The 17,500-nt window shown below is 45.8% G+C and carries 16 protein-coding genes; 4 read left to right on the top strand and 12 right to left on the bottom strand.

Going from position 1 to position 17,500, the window contains the following annotated elements; translation table 11 throughout:
• Positions 1-84 precede the first annotated feature (84 nt).
• Genes D1Z90_RS15380 through sdhC form a run of 4 tightly spaced genes read right to left on the bottom strand, consistent with a single transcriptional unit; the run spans position 85 to position 3,289 of the window.
• Positions 85-798 carry a succinate dehydrogenase iron-sulfur subunit gene (locus tag D1Z90_RS15380; protein ID WP_119911674.1) on the bottom strand — a complete coding sequence of 238 codons (714 nt, stop codon included), beginning with the start codon at positions 796-798 and terminating at the stop codon, positions 85-87.
• Positions 799-810: 12 nt separating this feature from the next.
• Positions 811-2,577, bottom strand: a complete 1,767-nt coding sequence (gene sdhA / locus D1Z90_RS15375) for a succinate dehydrogenase flavoprotein subunit (RefSeq protein ID WP_119911673.1) — start codon at positions 2,575-2,577, stop codon at positions 811-813.
• Positions 2,577-2,921 (bottom strand): succinate dehydrogenase, hydrophobic membrane anchor protein, encoded by a 345-nt coding sequence (sdhD, locus tag D1Z90_RS15370; RefSeq protein WP_119911672.1) that lies wholly within the window; start codon positions 2,919-2,921, stop codon positions 2,577-2,579. The genes sdhA and sdhD overlap by 1 nt, the downstream gene beginning before the upstream one ends.
• Complete coding sequence (gene sdhC, locus D1Z90_RS15365; protein ID WP_369122273.1) at positions 2,915-3,289, bottom strand: succinate dehydrogenase cytochrome b556 subunit; 375 nt, start codon at positions 3,287-3,289, stop codon at positions 2,915-2,917. The genes sdhD and sdhC overlap by 7 nt, the downstream gene beginning before the upstream one ends.
• Positions 3,290-3,673: 384 nt before the next feature.
• On the opposite strand from sdhC, the gene D1Z90_RS15360 reads away from it, so the two are divergent.
• Together D1Z90_RS15360 and D1Z90_RS15355 are read left to right on the top strand one after the other, a co-directional pair.
• The gene (locus D1Z90_RS15360; protein WP_119911670.1) at positions 3,674-4,963 is read left to right on the top strand and encodes a citrate synthase; all 1,290 of its coding nucleotides are present in this window, start codon (positions 3,674-3,676) and stop codon (positions 4,961-4,963) included.
• Between the two features lie 68 nt (positions 4,964-5,031).
• Positions 5,032-5,364 (top strand): DUF4377 domain-containing protein, encoded by a 333-nt coding sequence (locus tag D1Z90_RS15355; protein ID WP_119911669.1) that lies wholly within the window; start codon positions 5,032-5,034, stop codon positions 5,362-5,364.
• An 88-nt stretch (positions 5,365-5,452) separates the two neighbouring features.
• Here D1Z90_RS15355 and kdsB read toward each other — a convergent pair whose 3' ends face one another.
• From kdsB to D1Z90_RS15330, 5 genes are read right to left on the bottom strand one after another with little or no spacing between them, the layout of a single operon-like run.
• On the bottom strand, positions 5,453-6,187 hold the full coding sequence (kdsB, locus tag D1Z90_RS15350) for a 3-deoxy-manno-octulosonate cytidylyltransferase (RefSeq protein ID WP_119911668.1): 735 nt from the start codon (positions 6,185-6,187) through the stop codon (positions 5,453-5,455).
• Positions 6,184-6,369 carry a Trm112 family protein gene (locus tag D1Z90_RS15345; protein WP_119911667.1) on the bottom strand — a complete coding sequence of 62 codons (186 nt, stop codon included), beginning with the start codon at positions 6,367-6,369 and terminating at the stop codon, positions 6,184-6,186. Before D1Z90_RS15345 ends, kdsB begins: the two co-directional genes overlap by 4 nt.
• Positions 6,370-6,394: 25 nt before the next feature.
• Complete coding sequence (gene lpxK / locus D1Z90_RS15340; protein WP_119911666.1) at positions 6,395-7,381, bottom strand: tetraacyldisaccharide 4'-kinase; 987 nt, start codon at positions 7,379-7,381, stop codon at positions 6,395-6,397.
• Entirely contained in the window at positions 7,382-9,130 is a 1,749-nt protein-coding gene (gene msbA / locus D1Z90_RS15335) for a lipid A ABC transporter ATP-binding protein/permease MsbA (RefSeq protein ID WP_119911665.1), read from the bottom strand.
• 40 nt (positions 9,131-9,170) lie between these two features.
• Positions 9,171-11,510 carry a DNA internalization-related competence protein ComEC/Rec2 gene (locus tag D1Z90_RS15330; RefSeq protein WP_158587157.1) on the bottom strand — a complete coding sequence of 780 codons (2,340 nt, stop codon included), beginning with the start codon at positions 11,508-11,510 and terminating at the stop codon, positions 9,171-9,173.
• Between the two features lie 34 nt (positions 11,511-11,544).
• Here D1Z90_RS15330 and D1Z90_RS15325 point away from each other — a divergent pair, with 34 nt between their 5' ends.
• Complete coding sequence (locus D1Z90_RS15325) at positions 11,545-12,063, top strand: DUF2062 domain-containing protein (protein ID WP_119911663.1); 519 nt, start codon at positions 11,545-11,547, stop codon at positions 12,061-12,063.
• A 188-nt stretch (positions 12,064-12,251) separates the two neighbouring features.
• On the top strand, positions 12,252-13,238 hold the full coding sequence (locus D1Z90_RS15320) for a porin (protein ID WP_158587156.1): 987 nt from the start codon (positions 12,252-12,254) through the stop codon (positions 13,236-13,238).
• A gap of 1,103 nt (positions 13,239-14,341) precedes the next feature.
• On the opposite strand, the gene lolE is transcribed toward D1Z90_RS15320, so the two are convergent.
• From lolE to D1Z90_RS15300, 3 genes are read right to left on the bottom strand one after another with little or no spacing between them, the layout of a single operon-like run.
• Entirely contained in the window at positions 14,342-15,574 is a 1,233-nt protein-coding gene (gene lolE / locus D1Z90_RS15310) for a lipoprotein-releasing ABC transporter permease subunit LolE (RefSeq protein WP_232525269.1), read from the bottom strand.
• Positions 15,571-16,257, bottom strand: a complete 687-nt coding sequence (gene lolD, locus D1Z90_RS15305; protein ID WP_119911660.1) for a lipoprotein-releasing ABC transporter ATP-binding protein LolD — start codon at positions 16,255-16,257, stop codon at positions 15,571-15,573. Before lolD ends, lolE begins: the two co-directional genes overlap by 4 nt.
• Positions 16,250-17,476, bottom strand: coding sequence for a lipoprotein-releasing ABC transporter permease subunit (locus D1Z90_RS15300; RefSeq protein WP_119911659.1), 1,227 nt, complete (start codon positions 17,474-17,476; stop codon positions 16,250-16,252). Before D1Z90_RS15300 ends, lolD begins: the two co-directional genes overlap by 8 nt.
• Positions 17,477-17,500: the final 24 nt, after the last annotated feature.

The following is a 17,500-nucleotide window of genomic DNA, read 5'->3' as shown; positions in this document are numbered from 1 at the left end:
TACTTTGTACCAAAAAAATAGCCATCTCGATAGAGATGACTATTTAGTTTGTGCTACGAAACATAGAGTTAGGTAACAGTTCTACTAAACAGCCTTGTTTAGTAACATCGACTTGATGTGGCCGATGGCTTTTGTTGGGTTTAACCCTTTTGGACACACGCTGACACAGTTCATGATGCCGTGGCAACGAAATACGCTGAACGCGTCATCAAGATCCGCTAAGCGCTCGTCAGTCGCGGTATCACGGCTGTCAATTAAGAAGCGGTAAGCCGCTAGCAAACCCGCAGGCCCAATGAACTTGTCAGGGTTCCACCAGAACGAAGGACAAGAAGTGGAACAACAAGCACATAAAATACACTCGTATAAACCATCTAACTTGGCACGCTCTTCAGGTGACTGTAAGTTCTCACCGGCAGGTGGGATCTTGCTATCATTGATAAGGAACGGTTTGATCTTTTCATATTGCGTAAAGAACTGCGTCATATCAATGACCAAGTCACGCACAACGGGCAAACCAGGCAATGGACGGATCACAATTTTGCCTTTACCCGAAAGGTCAGACAATGGCGTGATACACGCTAAACCGTTTTTACCATTCATGTTAATGCCGTCTGAGCCACATACACCTTCACGACATGAACGACGGAAAGATAGCGTTGGATCTTGTTCTTTTAACAGCAATAACGCGTCTAACACCATGATGTCAGAACCTTCATCAAGGTTTAACGAGTAATCCTTCATGTAAGGTGAGCTATCAACATCTGGGTTATATCTGTATACAGAAAAATCTACTTTCATCTGAATAACCCCTTAGTAAGTTCTAACTTTTGGTTCAAAAGCATCACGGTGGACTGGCGTCATGTTGACGTCACGTTTCACCATTTCTTCTGTCTCAGGGTTATAGATAGAGTGATATAGCCAGTTAGCGTCATCACGATCTGGGAAGTCAAATCGGCTATGAGCACCACGGCTTTCAGTACGGAAGTTGGCCGCTAATGCAGTCGCATAAGCCGTTTCCATTAGGTTATCTAACTCTAAACATTCGATGCGCTGGGTATTAAACTCAGAACTGGTGTCATCCAGTTTAGCGTTCTTGAGGCGCTCGCGAATCTCTTTCAATTCTTGCAAGCCTTCAGCCATAGAGTCACCTTCACGGAATACCGAGAAATTCTTCTGCATACACATTTGCATGTCTTTTTTGATTTGCACTGGATCTTCAGTGCCTTCACCACTTTCCCAACGATTGAAACGAGCAAGCGCCGCATCAACGTCTTGTGGACGAGCATCTTTAACGTCTTGCAGTTGGTCTAACGCTTTACCTAGGTGCTGACCTGCCGCACGACCAAATACCACTAGATCAAGCAGTGAGTTACCGCCAAGGCGGTTGGCACCGTGTACTGATACGCTGGCAATTTCACCGACGGCAAACAAACCGGTTACATCAATGTCATTACCTTCAGCGTCTTGCTTAAGTACTTGGCCAGTAACACGAGTCGGCAGGCCACCCATCATATAATGACAAGTTGGGATGACTGGAATAGGCTCTTTTACCGGATCCACGTGAGCAAAAGTACGTGATAGTTCACAAATACCCGGCAGTTTAGACTCGAGCATCTCTTTACCAAGGTGATCCAATTTCAGCTTAGCGTGAGGACCCCAAGGACCATCACAACCACGGCCTTCACGAATCTCAATCATGATAGAGCGAGCAACTACGTCACGGCCTGCTAAGTCTTTAGCATTTGGCGCATAACGTTCCATAAAGCGCTCACCGTCTTTGTTAAGCAGGTAACCGCCTTCACCACGACAACCTTCAGTCACAAGTACACCCGCACCGGCGATGCCCGTTGGGTGGAATTGCCACATTTCCATGTCTTGCACTGGCACGCCAGCGCGCACGGCCATGCCAACGCCGTCACCTGTGTTAATATGCGCATTAGTAGTCGAAGCGTAGATACGCCCTGCACCACCGGTCGCAAGCACAGTGGCTTTAGATTTGAAGTAAACCACTTCGCCAGATTCAATGTCGATAGCAGTACAGCCAACGACCGCGCCATCTTCATTTTTGACTAAATCTAAGGCGTACCACTCAGAGAAAACCGTGGTTTGGTTTTTTACATTTTGCTGGTACAGGGTATGCAAGAGTGCATGACCTGTTCGGTCAGCAGCCGCCGCCGTTCGCGCCGCTTGCTCACCACCAAATTCTTTCGACTGGCCACCGAATGGACGCTGATAAACGCGACCATTTTCAAAACGAGAGAATGGCAGACCCATGTTCTCTAATTCAGTAATGGCTTCAGGGCCGGTTTTACACATGTATTCGATTGCGTCTTGGTCACCGATATAATCCGAACCTTTAACGGTATCGTACATGTGCCACTCCCAGTTATCTTTGTGGGCATTGCCCAGCGCTACTGTGATACCACCTTGCGCAGATACTGTATGAGAGCGAGTTGGGAAAACTTTAGATAACAGCGCACAGCTCTTACCTTCTTTAGATATTTGCAGCGCGGCACGCATGCCTGCACCACCTGCGCCGATGACTACGGCGTCAAATTCGCGAACTGGAATACTCACTACACACCCCACAACACTGAAAAGCCAACAAACGTATAGATGAAGGCGATAGAAACCAGCACAAACTGCAGCAAGCCGCGAAGTTTAGCGCACTTGATGTAATCTGTGAGAACTTGCCAAGTTCCGATCCAAGCGTGGATCAGCATGGCGACAAGGGCCAACATGGTGAATGCTTTGGTGCAAATACCAGAGAAGAATGCTTGCCAAGTTTCATAGGTAATATCGTTGGTGGCAACGAAGCCAACCAGATACAGGGTATATAGCGTAAGAATGATGGCGGATGCGCGGATCAGAACAAAATCGTGAACACCATTGCGTCCTAAGCCAGAGACAGATTTTACCATACCAATATCCCCGCTAGTAGTGACAAGATGATTGCGATAACGAAACTTACTTTCGCGCTTTGTGTACCAGACTCTAGTTCTTCCCAGTAACCTAGGTCCATGATCATATGGCGGATGCCAACGACGATATGGTATGCCAAGGCAGTCAAGATGCCCCAAAGTACGAATTTAATTAGAAAGCTATCCGCTAGGCTAGCTACGTTATCAAACCCTTCCTTTGAGCCCAGCGATTCTGCTAACAAGGCTAGCAAAATTGCCAGTGACACATACACAATCACACCAGACACACGGTGTAAAATAGATGCGATGGCTGTTACAGGAAAGCGAATTGTCTGTAGGTCGAGGTTTACAGGTCTTTGCTTTTTCACAGTGTTGCCCACTCAGCTCCATTGAGCTTTTCATTTTAGTTATGTTGTACGGTCTCTGGAACATCTGGCTTGTTAAATGCATGTTGCAATAATTTAACATTCATCCAAAGGTAGCGTTACCAACAACCACCGATGAAACACCAAAATATCAGCATTTAAACCTACCGGAGACCTCGTCGCCATTATAAGTAGACCAAAATGCTTTTACAATCAAGTTTCAACAAATTGAATAAGTTTGTGTCAAAAAATCGTAACCAGCACTCATTTTTTCATTAACATCCCAATTATATAACACCAACAAAATTGACAAATGCCCTTTAGATCTGTAGAAATGGGCAGCGTTTGTTATTCCGACTCGCATAATAAGAGCAAAGGAGACGTGCTATGGCTGGTCAAAAAGCCACTTTACATCTACCAGGCCAGGAGCCTATCGAGCTGCCAATTCTAGAAGCAGCAGCAGGTCACAGCGTACTTGACGTACGCGGTCTAGGTGGACACGGATATTTCACTTTCGACCCTGGTTTTTTAGCAACAGCTTCGTGTGAATCAGAAATCACTTACATCGATGGCGGTAAGGGTGTACTACTACACCGCGGTTACCCAATCGATCAATTAGCGAAAAAATCTGATTACCTAGAAGTTTGTTACATTCTGTTAAATGGCGAAGCGCCAAGCCGCAAAGAATTCGATGATTTTCATCGTGTTGTCATGCACCACACTATGGTACATGAGCAGTTAACAGACTTTTTCTCAGGTTTCCGTAGAGATTCACACCCAATGGCCATTATGTGTGGCGTTACGGGTGCGCTTTCTGCCTTCTACCATGATTCTTTAGACATCTCAGATGCTCGTCATCGTGAAATTGCGGCTTACCGTCTAATTTCAAAGATGCCTACGCTAGCAGCAATGAGTTACAAGTACTCAAACGGTCAACCGTTTGTATACCCACGTAACGATCTAGGCTATGCAGGCAACTTCTTACACATGATGTTTGCAGTGCCTTGTGAAGAGTATGTGGTTAACCCTGTGCTTGAAAAAGCCATGGATCGCATTCTTATTCTTCATGCAGACCACGAGCAAAATGCTTCTACGTCTACCGTACGTCTAGCTGGTTCATCTGGTGCTAACCCGTTCGCGTGTATCGCAGCAGGTATTGCGTCTCTTTGGGGCCCAGCACACGGCGGTGCTAACGAAGCGTGTCTAAACATGCTTGAAGAAATTGGCAGCGTTGATCGCATCGACGAATATGTTGCCCGTGCTAAAGACAAGTCTGACCCATTCCGCCTAATGGGCTTTGGTCACCGTGTTTACAAAAACCATGACCCTCGCGCAACGGTAATGCGTGAAACTTGTCATGAAGTATTGTCTGAGCTAAATATTCAAGATCCACTACTTGACGTAGCGATGAAACTTGAGCAAATTGCACTAGAAGACCCTTACTTCGTAGAGAAGAAGCTTTACCCTAACGTAGACTTCTACTCAGGCATCATTCTTAAAGCGATGGGCATTCCTACTTCTATGTTTACGGTTATCTTTGCGATGGCACGTACAGTGGGTTGGATTGCACACTGGAATGAAATGTTAAGCCAGCCTGGACAAAAAATTGGTCGTCCTCGCCAGCTGTATACTGGTCACAATTCACGGGATTTTTCTTCAATCGAAGAACGTGAATAATAGCAGTATTAAAATAAACATCTAAACTGAAAAGAGGTCATTATGACCTCTTTTTTTATGGAGAAAACATGAAGTTATTTGCCTTGCTACCCGCAGCTCTAGTGTTAGCTGCTTGTTCTTCAGCGCCTTTGACGTCGCAAAACCTGATGTATGTAAATGCCTCCACCCACGAATGTGATGCTGGCGCGGGTAAAGCGACGTGCATGTTAGTGAAAACACCTGACACGCAAGAGTGGCAATCTTTTTACGGTCAGATTGAAGGTTTTGATTACCAGCCAGGTTATCAATATCAACTGCAAGTAAGTCAACAAAAGGTAGACAATCCGCCAGCGGATGCATCATCGATTCAATACAGTTTGGTAAAAGTTATCAGTAAGCTGCCACTAAAGCGCATCGATTAACTGGTGAGATTGACACGACGGCCTTACTCGGCCATGGCTGAGTAAGGCCGTTAGTTAGCGAGCAACTGGAGCGAACACGCACCGTCATCTAAGTGACGAACTGCCTTGCACGTTTCAGATCTTCCGGCGTATCTATCCCTGCTTCTGGGCGGACTAACGCCGGTGCTACATGAATTTTCTCACCATGCCACAGCACCCGTAATTGCTCTAGCTTTTCAATTTGTTCGAGGGGCGATACAGCCAGTTTAATGTACTCGCTGATAAAACCTGCACGGTAAGCATAAATGCCAATATGCCTTTGCACGGCTTGAGGGGAAACCTTGTCCGGGTATTCGTCTCTATTCCAAGGAATCGTTGCGCGGCTAAAATACAGCGCATAGCCTTGATGATCAGTGACCACCTTCACCGCGTTAGGGTTAAATACATCGCCGTTTTCGGTCAAAGGGGTAGACAAGGTAGCCATTTTAGCTAAGCTGGCCTTGGCTAAGTTATCCGCCACTTGGCGAATATTGTCAGCTGGGATAAACGGTTCGTCCCCTTGCACGTTTACCACAATGGCATCGTCAGCAAATTCCAGCTGGCTGACAACTTCAGCCAAACGCTCAGTTCCCGATTCATGTTCCGCCGCCGTCATGCACACTTCACAGTCAACGGCATCAGCAATACGAGCATCATCCGTTGCCACAATGACGCGATCAGCGCCACTTTCTCTGGCTTTGTCCACCACGTGTTGCACCATGGCTTTACCACCAATCTCCAACAGTGGCTTACCGGGTAAGCGAGTGGATTGATAACGCGCCGGGATCACCACAATAAAACTCATGCATTTACCTCATCTAAAGATAGCTCTCGAGCTTTCTCTTCAATCAACACAGGTATCCCTTCTGTAATGGGATACGCCAACCTGTCCGCTTTACAAATGAGTTCTTCTTCATTTTTATTGTAATGCAATTTTCCCTTACAGATTGGGCAAGCAATAATTTCAAGTAGGTTGTGATCTAACATAACGTCTCTCTTACAGTAATACAGCTTATTGGCGCTGACGTAATTGGGTAACAATAGGCTCTATCATATCGCGATCTAAGGTCGCAGATACAGGCAAGAACCAATAATGGGGCTGGCTAAACGTTAAACATTTTACCGCGTCTTTCTCCGTCATTAGCAACGGTGTGTCAGACTTAAATAGCGCCAGATCCTGCGCTTGGTATTGATGATGGTCGGCAAATGCTTGAACCTGATTTAACTGAAAGCCGAGCTGTCTCAAACTATCAAAAAAACGCGGCGGATGGCCGATGGCTGCGCATGCATTGATTGACTGCGGGAGTAACTGCCCATCGCCACCATCGACTCTGCGCGGTAATTGTGGCGCTAATGTCATGGTAAAAGGTGTGGTATTTACTAGCGACGTCCAAGCAGGTAATTGCGTCGTAGAGCCATTTAAAATCACGTAATCAACGCTTCTTAATCGTGATAAAGGCTCTCGCAATGGCCCGGCAGGCAAACGACATTGATTACCAAACTGACGCTCGCTGTCCACCACCACTATCTCAATATCTCGCGCTAAAGCATAATGCTGTAAACCGTCATCGGCAATGATGACGTCTACGTCAAATTGTGTGGTCAAAGCTTGCGCCGCTCGACTGCGAATAGGATCCACCACCACAGGGCAACCCGTGCGTTGAAAAATGAGCACGGGCTCATCACCGGCTTGTTCGGTTTGGCTATTTTCAGTCAATACATAAGGGTAATGATCGGCTTTTCCTCCGTAGCCTCGACTCACCACGCCAGGTTTAAAGCCGGCTTGAGTGAGCTGTTCACATAAATGTATCACCACAGGGGTCTTACCGTTGCCGCCCACGGTTAAATTGCCCACCACTATTACAGGCACATCCGCTCGATAGCGATTTTTAAGGCCTAGTTCGAACAGCTTTTTACGCAGACCAGCGAGCAGCGCAAATAATGCTGACAATGGCAACAGCAGCAGTCGTAACCAAGAGTCTTGATACCAAAACTGCATTTACTCTGCCACCTGCTGCATTTTTACCAAATTAGCGTAAATGCCATCGGCTTCGCTAAGGGCTTGATGGTTACCACGCTCAATAATGGCGCCGTCATCAACTACCAAGATTTCATCCGCATTTTCAATGGTTGATAAGCGGTGCGCGATAACAATAGAAGTACGATCTTTTTGCAGTACATCGAGGGCTTCTTGAATGTGGCGCTCAGATTCTGTGTCTAAAGCCGAGGTTGCTTCATCCAAGATCAAAATGGGCGAGTCTCGCAGCAAGGCACGGGCAATGGCGATACGCTGGCGCTGACCACCAGACAACATGACGCCATCTTCACCGACAACGGTATCTAAACCTTGAGGAAATTTATCGATAAACTCCATCGCATGAGCCGTTTCCGCAGCCGCGATTATTTGTTCACGACTATAAGTGTCTCCGGTGGCATAGGCAATATTGTTCGCTATAGTATCGTCAAATAGGTGTACCTTTTGCGAAACGTACGCCATTTGCTCACGCAGGTTATTGAGGGGGTATTGATAAATGCTTTGACCATCAATTAACACATCGCCTTCTATGCCATCGTAAAAGCGCGTTAAAATAGCCGCTATGGTAGATTTACCACTGCCAGAGCGCCCCACTAAAGCCAAAGAGCGACCCGCTTGCACCTTGAAATTGACCGCTTTTAAAGCCGGCTTTTCTTTGCCTTCATAGGTGAACGTGACATTTTTAAATTCGATGTCGCCAGCTACGCGTTTAATGACTTTGGTACCCGTATCTTGTTCAGGATTATCATCTAAAATGGCAAACAAACTGTCACAGGCTGCTAAGCCTTTTTGAATTTCATTGTTCACCTGAGTAATTGACTTGATGGGCTTCATCAAGGCAAACATCGAGCTAATTATCAAGGTGAACGTTCCTGGAGTCAGGGTTTCCATCACTTGCGGAAAAGTCGCTAAATACAATACAAAAGCCAAGGCGATAGACGCCAAAAACTGGATCACCGGCACGCTGATTGCTTTGGCAGAGATCATTTTCATATTTTGTCTGCGAACAGAATTACTGACAGAGCCGAATTTTTCTTGCTCTTCTTCATGGCCGCCAAACATTAATACTTCTTTGTGGCCTTTAAGCATTTGCTCTGACGCCGTGGTTACAGACCCCATTGCATCTTGAATTTGGTGTCCTAAGGTGCGAAAGCGTTTACTGACTTTGTTGATCACTAAACCCACTACCGGGCCAACCAAAAAGAAAATTAACGACAATTGCCAGCTTTGATAAAACATCAAGCATAACAAAGCAATTACTGTCGCCCCTTCCCGAAAGATGCTCACTAAAGCATTACTGGCCGCGTTGGCTACTTGGTTAGAGTCGTAGGTTATTTTAGATAACAAGTCACCCGTACTGCGTTGATCAAAAAACGCAACGGGCATATGCATCAGGTGGTTAAATAGGCTTCGTTGTAATTTCATCACAACATGATTGCCGACCCACGCCATGCAATAAGTACTTAAAAATGCAGCAATGCCTCGCGTGGTAATAATGACTAAGACAAAGATCGGCATATAGGTTAATACATCAGGATCTTTGCCGGTTAATCCCTCATCAAGTAGTGGCTTAAGTGAGTAGAGAAAAGTGGCGTCAACGGCGGCGTAGCCCAACATACCAATAATGCCGCCAATAAGGCCGATTTTTTTGTCTTTTACATACCCTAACAAACGCTTAAATGTCGCCATTGAAGAAGGTTTTGTATGACTCATTAATTACTCTTTTATAAGACAGAAAGGCTCATTCTAAACCTTATGGCACAAAAGGTAAAAGCGCCATGTGATACCAACGAAAGCTGCTGTCTTGACGATAGCGAACGACTTGCAAAGACTCGCCTTGGGGTTGAATGGTCAACATGCCTGTATTCGCGATATTATATTGTTTCGCTCCTGCCTCAAAATATCTCGAAACCACCTGCGCTTTCGGCATGCCCCATTGATTATAACGGCTGGCACTGTGCACCACATATTGCGGCGCAACAGCCTCAATAAATTGAGCAGACGAAGAGCTGTTACTGCCATGATGAGGACTGACCAAGATCTCTGCTTGCAGCGCATCTGCAAAGTGCTTAACTAACTTGCGCTCAGCACGTCGTTCTACATCTCCTGGCAACAATAACCGCCAACCGCCAAAGTCTAACAACAGCACACAAGAATTATTATTTCTGCCATTGCCAACCCCAAATCCTTTCACCGTCAAAAAAGTGCCGACGGCTTGGCCAAGATTTATCGACTTATTAGCTTCGCAGAACTGCTCTGATCCTAAGGGGTGACTGTGCCATTGCGTGTCTATCGGCATTTGCTGCACCATAACGTCTTTACCACCCGCGTGATCGTTATCGTCATGACTGATGACCAAATGAGATAACCGCTTGACGCCCAGCCGCTTAAGGTTCGGCAGCACGACTAAATTCGCCGCATTGAAATGCGCGCTGCGGGCAAAACCTGTATCGTATAAAAGGTGCTTATCGCCTACCCTCACCAACACAGATAAACCTTGCCCAACGTCAAAAACTGTCACTTGCCACAGAGGCTTGGCGCGCAACATATACAGCTGATGAGCAAAACAAAATAGCAAAGCCCCAAATACACTCAATGCCAATGGTCTAGTGGCTTTACCCTTCTCAATACCGGTTGGTTGCGCACTTATCATCGCGGGGCCAAGATAAAAGGCAAGGCATAGCAACGCACTGCAATAAACGCCAAGCCAGAGCCACCACATTTGCTGACTGACATCAACCCAAACACTCGGCCAAACCATTATCTGCTCGACCGAATATTGCAATAAACGGTCTAAATACGGCTGCATCCACATGCCTGCGCCAGGAAGCACAAATAACAAGATAGCCATGAACAATATGGCAGGCAACAGTAATGTACTCAGCCATGGAATAGCTATCATGTTATAAAAAGGTGACAAGGCACTCACGCCCTGGAACAAATGCAATTGCAGCGGGCTAAGTAGCAATAAAAATGCAAACTGTAAGCTACAAAACAACAATAAAGGGCGTAACCAGCACCAAGGTTTTGGCCATTTGAACCTCGGCCGATTTCTGGCAATAAAAAGCAGTGCGAGCACCGCCAAAAATGATAACCAAAAACCGCCACTTAACACCGCAAGCGGATCAATCAACAAGCTAAGAGCCAACACCCACAACCATAAATCAAACGCTTTAACGTGCCGCTGCCATAGCAGTAACATCGCCGCGAAACAAAACATGAAACACGCTCGGCGAACAGGTAACGTAAAACCTGCTAAATACCCGTATCCGCAAACGGCGATGACCGCGACCAACAAGGCTATTGGCTTAACCGCCAAGTTGATGCCTGTTAATCCCTGGAGCATTCTCAATGCCATCAAGATCAATCCATAACTTGCTACCCCAACCAAGCTGATATGTAAACCAGAAATGACTAATAGATGCGCAAGCCCAAGCGTTTTGACTTGTTGCTTAATTTCAGAAGTTAGCAACGCCTTATGGGCAAAAGTGAGCGCCAAAAAGAGGCCCTGCTGCGCCATGCCTTGTGTCATTTCCACGCTGCGCTGGAAAACCTTACTGCGCCAGCTGGGCGAGCCCTCTATTGCACTCAGCTTGGTAATTTTTAACTGATACCCCAGGTGCTGACTAAAGCCGTACCTTTGCTGATCCCAGCCAGCAGGGTTAGCCATCGACCAAAGAGGCCTAATTTTAGCTTGGCCATAAACCACTTCTCCCGCAGACAAAGGGGAGGTTAAATCAGGAATATAAAGCGTGATCGATTTTCGTATAAAAAAGTGTTGTTGATCAAACTGAATTAAATCAGCAGAAAAAAAACGGCTATTTTCGTTGCTTTGTAATGAATTTATCTGCGCAATTATGCTATGTTCTTGCACCGTGGCAGCACTGTTACTAAACCAGTTCAGTTGCCACTGCGCGAAGCAACTGAACCAACAGATGCTCAGCAAAAAAATGCCAAGCTCACGACTATAGCGATGACCGAAGCACACACACGCTAAGGCCAAAATGGCTATACTCTCGTAAACGTTAAATAAACGTGGCAAAACCAAACAACAGACTACGCCAATAACATAGATGGCACACCATCGACGCATAAGCATTAATACCTGAATCAGATAAGTAAACTATATGCCAAAAAAGTTCATCCAGCGCTATACACCCAGCCCTGAGTCGTTAAAAGAACACAAGCACCTGAAAATTTTTGGTGATTTGTTGCTTGATGGTAATTTATGGCATTTAAATCGACGCTCTGCCGCCGGTGCTTTTGCGGTAGGCTTGTTTATGTGTTGGGTACCCTTGCCATCACAAATGATCATGGCAGCGGGCTTGGCTATTTTTTTCCGGGTTAATCTGCCTTTGTCGGTCGCTTTAGTGTGGATTTCTAATCCATTGACCATGCCACCTATGTTTTATTTTGCATACTTGAGCGGCAGCTTTATTTTGCAAAGCCAGCCTGAGCCATGGTTCTTTGAACTGTCATGGCAGTGGGTAGAGCACGCCATAGTGACTTATGGCCCGGCTTTCTTGCTAGGCTGCGCTTTTTGGGCCGCGGTATGCTCTCTTGCCGGCTACTTTATCATCACGTGGATCTGGCGTTACTCTGTCATGAAAAGCCGCCGTAATAAAATATCTAAAATTAAAAGATAATTTACGCAACCGCTCATTTTTTGTACCAAAAGGACTGATTTTGTCATTAAATAACAAAATAGTCCTTTTACCTATTGATACTAATTCCTATTCGCCTTATATTGCCCTCGTTTTGTTACTTAGATCACCTTTCTAGTGATGCCGTTTTTAAGTAATGAAAATGAATAACTACAAATATGGAAATAGTAATGAAAAAGACAGTTCTATCTGCTGCTATCTTCGCAGCGCTTGCATCTACAAACGTTTCAGCTGCAGAAGTTTACAACAACGAAACTTCTAAAGTAGACATCTACGGTAAAATTCAAGGCATGTACTACGCCGGTGATAAGCTAGTTGACGGCGACGAAAGCTACTTCCGTCTTGGCGTTAAAGCAAAATCTGAAATCAACGCTAACCTAGAAGCTTTTGGTCGCTTCGAAGTTGAATACGCAGCAGACAAAGACGACGACGTTGACGTACGTCTTGGTTACGCTGGTCTTGGCAGCGATTACGGCGCACTTTCTTACGGTCGCCAATACGGTGCTTACACGCTAGTTGCAGATTTCACTGACGTACTTTACGAATTCGGTGGCGATGCAAGTGGTACAGGTACTGACCAATTCGGTACTGGTAAAGCAGACTCACTACTGAAATACGCTATAGAAGTAAATAACTTCGCTTTCGAAGCTAACTACCAGTTAGACAACGATAAAGAAGGCGATGACATGACTTCTTACGGTCTAGCAGCGGTTTACACGTTTGACTTTGGTCTTGGTTTTGGTGTTGCGCACAACGCCGGCGAACGTGCGACAGGCCTTGATGATTCTTCAATGACAGCTCTAGCAGTTAAATATGAGAACAACGGCATCTACGCAGCATTCTTATACTCTCTCGGTGAGAACTTCAACAAAGCTGAAGACTTTAACGCTGACAACACTGCAATGGAAGCAGCATTAGGTTATGAATTTGCTAACGGCTTCTCTGTACTTGCAGGTTACAACGTTCAAGAAACTGACGTAAAAGGCAACAACGTTAAATTTGACAACGTTGATTACTACACAGTTGGTGCTGAGTACAAGTTCAACAAAAACTTTAAAGTATTCGCTGAATACCTAATCAACAACGCTGAATCAGCAGATGTTGGTAAAAAAGATGCTGAAGACGTGCTAGCGATTGCAGCAGTTTACAAATTCTAATCTCATTTAAATTTGTAATGATAAAAACCGCAGCTTGCTGCGGTTTTTTTATACCTGATTATGGTAATGCAATAAATCACTTTCTCCATCAAACTAGCCTCTGCTAGCCTAGACTTAAACCACGTACTCGCACATGGTATCGCGGCGCTTGCTCCGTCGCGAACTCGAAGCTTACACGCTAAAATGCAGACACCCCCCCCCTCTTTAGCTTTCAACATTGCCGACAAATAACCGAGTACTTTCAACGTCAATGGCCTCGCTACTTACACGCTAAATTGCAGACCACAACCCCTCCTTAGCTTCCAACATTGGCGACAAATAATCGAGTACTTTCAACGTCAATGACCTCACAGCTTACACGCTATATTGCAGACAACACCCCCTCCTTAGCTTTCAACATTGCCGACAAATAACCGAGTACTTTCAACGTCAATGGCCTCGCTACTTACACGCTAAATTGCAGACCACAACCCCTCCTTAGCTTCCAACATTGGCGACAAATAATCGAGTACTTTCAACGTCAATGACCTCACAGCTTACACGCTATATTGCAGACAACACCCCCTCCTTAGCTTTCAACATTGGCGACAAATAACCGAGTACTTTCAACGTCAATGACCTCGCAGCTTACACGCTAAATTGTAGACAACAACCCTTCCTTAGCTTTCAACATTGGCGACAAATAACCAAGCACTTTCAACTTCAAGCACAACCCCCGAGTACGCTATAAGCGTCCTCGACTAGACTCAATCAGCAATTCGAGCAGCTTTATTGCTGAACGGCTATAACGTAAGGTGCAAAAAAGGCGCTTTAAGCCCTTTTTCATGAAACAGGTAAAGTTATGACTTTGAATAACTGCATTGGTCTTTTGGAGCTGATTTTTGCGGTAATTTGTTGGGCATTGATACAAAGCAGAGGCTTGCGGTGTAATTATTTTACATAAAAGCGAACTCAGCTGGAATGCTCGCAAACGCTGCCCAAAAGGGTCGACTCATATCGCTGTACCCTTTATCCAGCAATATTGGCTTAGGTGGCAAGGATAGATATCGTTTGCCAAGGTTAAAATTATAGTAAAAATGTTAACCTTGGCAGGTCAATACGCCCTATCCGTGGCCTAATTGCTGCGCCGGCTGCACCTTACTGGCCCGCCAAGCGGGGTATAAGGTGGCCACTAAACTCATCACGATGGCAACAACCGCAATGACACTGACGTCACTCAGCTGCAGCTGGGTAGGAATAAAGTTAATAAAGTATACGTCAGCGGAAAGTAATTGGCGGCCCAATAAAACTTCAACACCATTAAATATGGCGGTCAAATTAAGCGCTGCGAGGGTACCAATCACTACGCCAAGTAAAGCGCCAACCACGCCGTTTAATAAGCCTTGCACGATAAATATATTCCGTATCAAGGCAGGCCTTGCTCCCATGGTTTGTAAAATCGCGATGTCTGATTTTTTCTCGTTGACCGACATCACCAAAGTAGACACTATGTTAAAACACGCTACTGCAACTACCATCAACAGGATTACGTACATTAACGTTTTCACCATTTGAATATCTTGGTAGATATTCCCTTGTGAGCGCAGCCAAGGTCGAATGTATACCCGTTCACCCGAGGCGTATCCTACGCGCTTAGAAATCGCCATTGCGTCCATTACATCATTGGTTTTAAACGCCACGCCATTGACCCCGGGGGTTAAGGTTTCAGCCAAACCTAAGTTCACAAATGCAAGGTTATTATCCAGTTGTCCACCCACTTCAAATAGGCCAATAACGGTAAGTCGAGCACGTTTAGGTGCGCTTAATTTATGACTGTTACTGGTATTAGGCAAAATCAAAGTAACTTTATCGCCCACAACTAAGCCTAATTGCTTAGCAATTCCTTGCCCTATCACTATCTCATGGTTAACTTGGCTTAATGATTGCCAACTGGCGGCCGGCATGTATTGATTCACTTGGGTAACCAATTGCTCTTGCGCAGGGTCAATGGCTTTGACCGCCACCGCTTTCATATCGTTGCCTTTTTGCAGCATGCCCGTCATTTTTATATAAGGGGCTGCGGCAATCACTTGATGGTCTTGTTCAATCTTTTCTACCACTTGCTGCCAATTAGCAAAAGGCTTATCGGGAGTTTCCAACTCACCGTGAGGGACTACCGCCAAAATTCTTTGTCTAAGCTCTTGTTCAAAACCGTTCATCGCCGATACACCAATGATCAGCACGGCTACGCCGAGCATAATGCCAATCATTGACGACAAAGAAATAAACGAAATAAAGCGGTTTTTGTGTTTGGCTCGGCTGTATCTCAAGCCAATCATCAAGGCAAGTCGGCTCACGCGATCGCTCCTTGTAACACGCCATCTTGCATATGCAGTTGACGGTCAAACTTGGCAGCGAGGCTCAAGTCATGGGTGACCACCACAAACGCTGTTTTTAGACTCTGGTTTAACTCTCGCATTAACTGATAGATGCTCTCAGCGGTGTGCGCATCTAAGTTACCCGTGGGCTCGTCTGCAAGCAGCAATGCGGGCTCATTAATTAGTGCTCGAGCAATGGCCACCCGCTGGCGCTCTCCGCCTGAAAGCTCAGCAGGACGGTGTGCTACGCGGTGTGATAAGCCCACTCGGTCTAACATGGCTTGCGCCTTAGCTTTCGCTTGCTTAATACTCATGCCGCTTATCAATAAAGGCATGGCTACGTTTTCTAACGCACTAAACTCGCCCAATAAGTGATGAAATTGATAAACAAAGCCTAAAGAGTCGTTACGCATTTTTGCTTGTTGTTTCTGGCTTAGCTGATGCAGTACCTTGTCTTGAAAACGCACTTCGCCAGCAGTTAGCTCATCCAAAGCGCCAAGAAGATGCAATAACGTGCTTTTGCCCGAACCAGAGCTGCCGACAATGGCAAGAAGCTCGCCTTCTCGAATGTCTAAGTCAACGCCATTCAGCACTGACGTAGTGAGTTTCCCTTCTTGGTAAGTTTTGGTCACACCGCGACAACTTAACAACACATCACTCATATCTTAATGCCTCAGCTGGTTTGACACGGGCTGCGCGCCATGCCGGATAAAACGTGGCAGCCAAACTCAAGGTCATTGCGCCGACGATAATAAATGCAATTTGAACAGGATCAAACAACACAGGGAGTTGGCCACCTTGACCGGCAGCCGCGTATAAATTGAGGCCAATAGTAGATAAAACCGGGTTAATATTGATGCTTAACACCAAGCCAGTAATGGCTCCTACTATCGCTCCTAGCACACCGCTCCACGCCCCCTGCACCATAAAAATAGCGATAATATTTTGATTATTTAGGCCCAGCGTTTTGAGAATGGCCACTTCTGACTCTTTGTCTGTCACCAACATTACCGATGACGACAAAATATTAAACGCCGCTACGGCTACAATCAGGCAAAGTAAAATACCAATCATGCTTTTTTCCATCTTAACGGCTTGGAAAAACTGGCCATGACTGCTTCGCCAATCAATGAACGTTTCGCCCGCTGTTAACGGGTATTGGTCAAAGGCGTCAAGCTGAAAAGGATCGTCCAAGTAGAACCGAATGCCGCTTACACTGCCTTTTGGCATACGCATCAATCTCGCAGCATCTTCAGCATTAACAAATACTTGCAAACTGTCAGCTTCAGCGCCGACTTCAAACATACCGCTAACCACAAAGTTCCGCTGACTTGGCATTCGACCCAAAGGCGTAAACACCGAGCCCTTGGATGACATAAGCCGAATTTTGTCGCCTAGGGTGACACCCAACTTTTTGGCTAACTGGCGACCAACCACCACGTGATAACTGCCAGCGGTGAGCTCGGCAAAGTCTCCCACCAACATGCTCTGGCTGACTCTTTCATTAGCAGGGTGCATATCAGGAAATACCCCCTGCACTTGCACACCTTCTAAACCCTTTGGCGTCTGTGCCAAGGCCTCTGCGGTCACAATTCCGGCGACCGCGGTAACGTGTGGCAAGGTAGCAAACTCGGCTAACTTATCCTGCCACTGAGTAAGTTGTTGCTTATCATTGCTATAAATAACGTGGGGGATGGCTCCCAAAATCCGCACTTTTTGTTTCTCTTCAAAGCCATTCATCACAGAAAGCACAGTCACGAGAGCCATGACACCGATGAGAATACCGCCAGTGGAAAATAAAGAAACAAAGGAAACAAAGCCATTGGATTTTTTGGCCTGGGTGTACCTAAGGCCTATAAAAAGGCTAAGTGGATAAAACATAATGTTGATTCAATAGTTTGCGAT

It is taken from the genome of Motilimonas pumila (assembly GCF_003596335.1).
Lineage (GTDB): Bacteria > Pseudomonadota > Gammaproteobacteria > Enterobacterales > CBDFNC01 > Motilimonas > Motilimonas pumila.
The sequence above is the reverse complement of the archived record's forward strand: the minus strand, read 5'-3'. Positions and strand labels throughout refer to the sequence as shown.

Bases quoted from the DNA above. Each gene is read 5' to 3' on its own strand.
- D1Z90_RS15380 (WP_119911674.1), bottom strand. From the start codon at position 798: ATGAAAGTAGATTTTTCTGTATACAGATATAACCCAGATGTTGATAGC.
- sdhD (WP_119911672.1), bottom strand. From the start codon at position 2,921: ATGGTAAAATCTGTCTCTGGCTTAGGACGCAATGGTGTTCACGATTTT.
- D1Z90_RS15360 (WP_119911670.1), top strand. From the start codon at position 3,674: ATGGCTGGTCAAAAAGCCACTTTACATCTACCAGGCCAGGAGCCTATC.
- D1Z90_RS15355 (WP_119911669.1), top strand. From the start codon at position 5,032: ATGAAGTTATTTGCCTTGCTACCCGCAGCTCTAGTGTTAGCTGCTTGT.
- kdsB (WP_119911668.1), bottom strand. From the start codon at position 6,187: ATGAGTTTTATTGTGGTGATCCCGGCGCGTTATCAATCCACTCGCTTA.
- D1Z90_RS15345 (WP_119911667.1), bottom strand. From the start codon at position 6,369: ATGTTAGATCACAACCTACTTGAAATTATTGCTTGCCCAATCTGTAAG.
- lpxK (WP_119911666.1), bottom strand. From the start codon at position 7,381: ATGCAGTTTTGGTATCAAGACTCTTGGTTACGACTGCTGCTGTTGCCA.
- msbA (WP_119911665.1), bottom strand. From the start codon at position 9,130: ATGAGTCATACAAAACCTTCTTCAATGGCGACATTTAAGCGTTTGTTA.
- D1Z90_RS15330 (WP_158587157.1), bottom strand. From the start codon at position 11,510: ATGCGTCGATGGTGTGCCATCTATGTTATTGGCGTAGTCTGTTGTTTG.
- D1Z90_RS15325 (WP_119911663.1), top strand. From the start codon at position 11,545: ATGCCAAAAAAGTTCATCCAGCGCTATACACCCAGCCCTGAGTCGTTA.
- D1Z90_RS15320 (WP_158587156.1), top strand. From the start codon at position 12,252: ATGAAAAAGACAGTTCTATCTGCTGCTATCTTCGCAGCGCTTGCATCT.
- lolD (WP_119911660.1), bottom strand. From the start codon at position 16,257: ATGAGTGATGTGTTGTTAAGTTGTCGCGGTGTGACCAAAACTTACCAA.
- D1Z90_RS15300 (WP_119911659.1), bottom strand. From the start codon at position 17,476: ATGTTTTATCCACTTAGCCTTTTTATAGGCCTTAGGTACACCCAGGCC.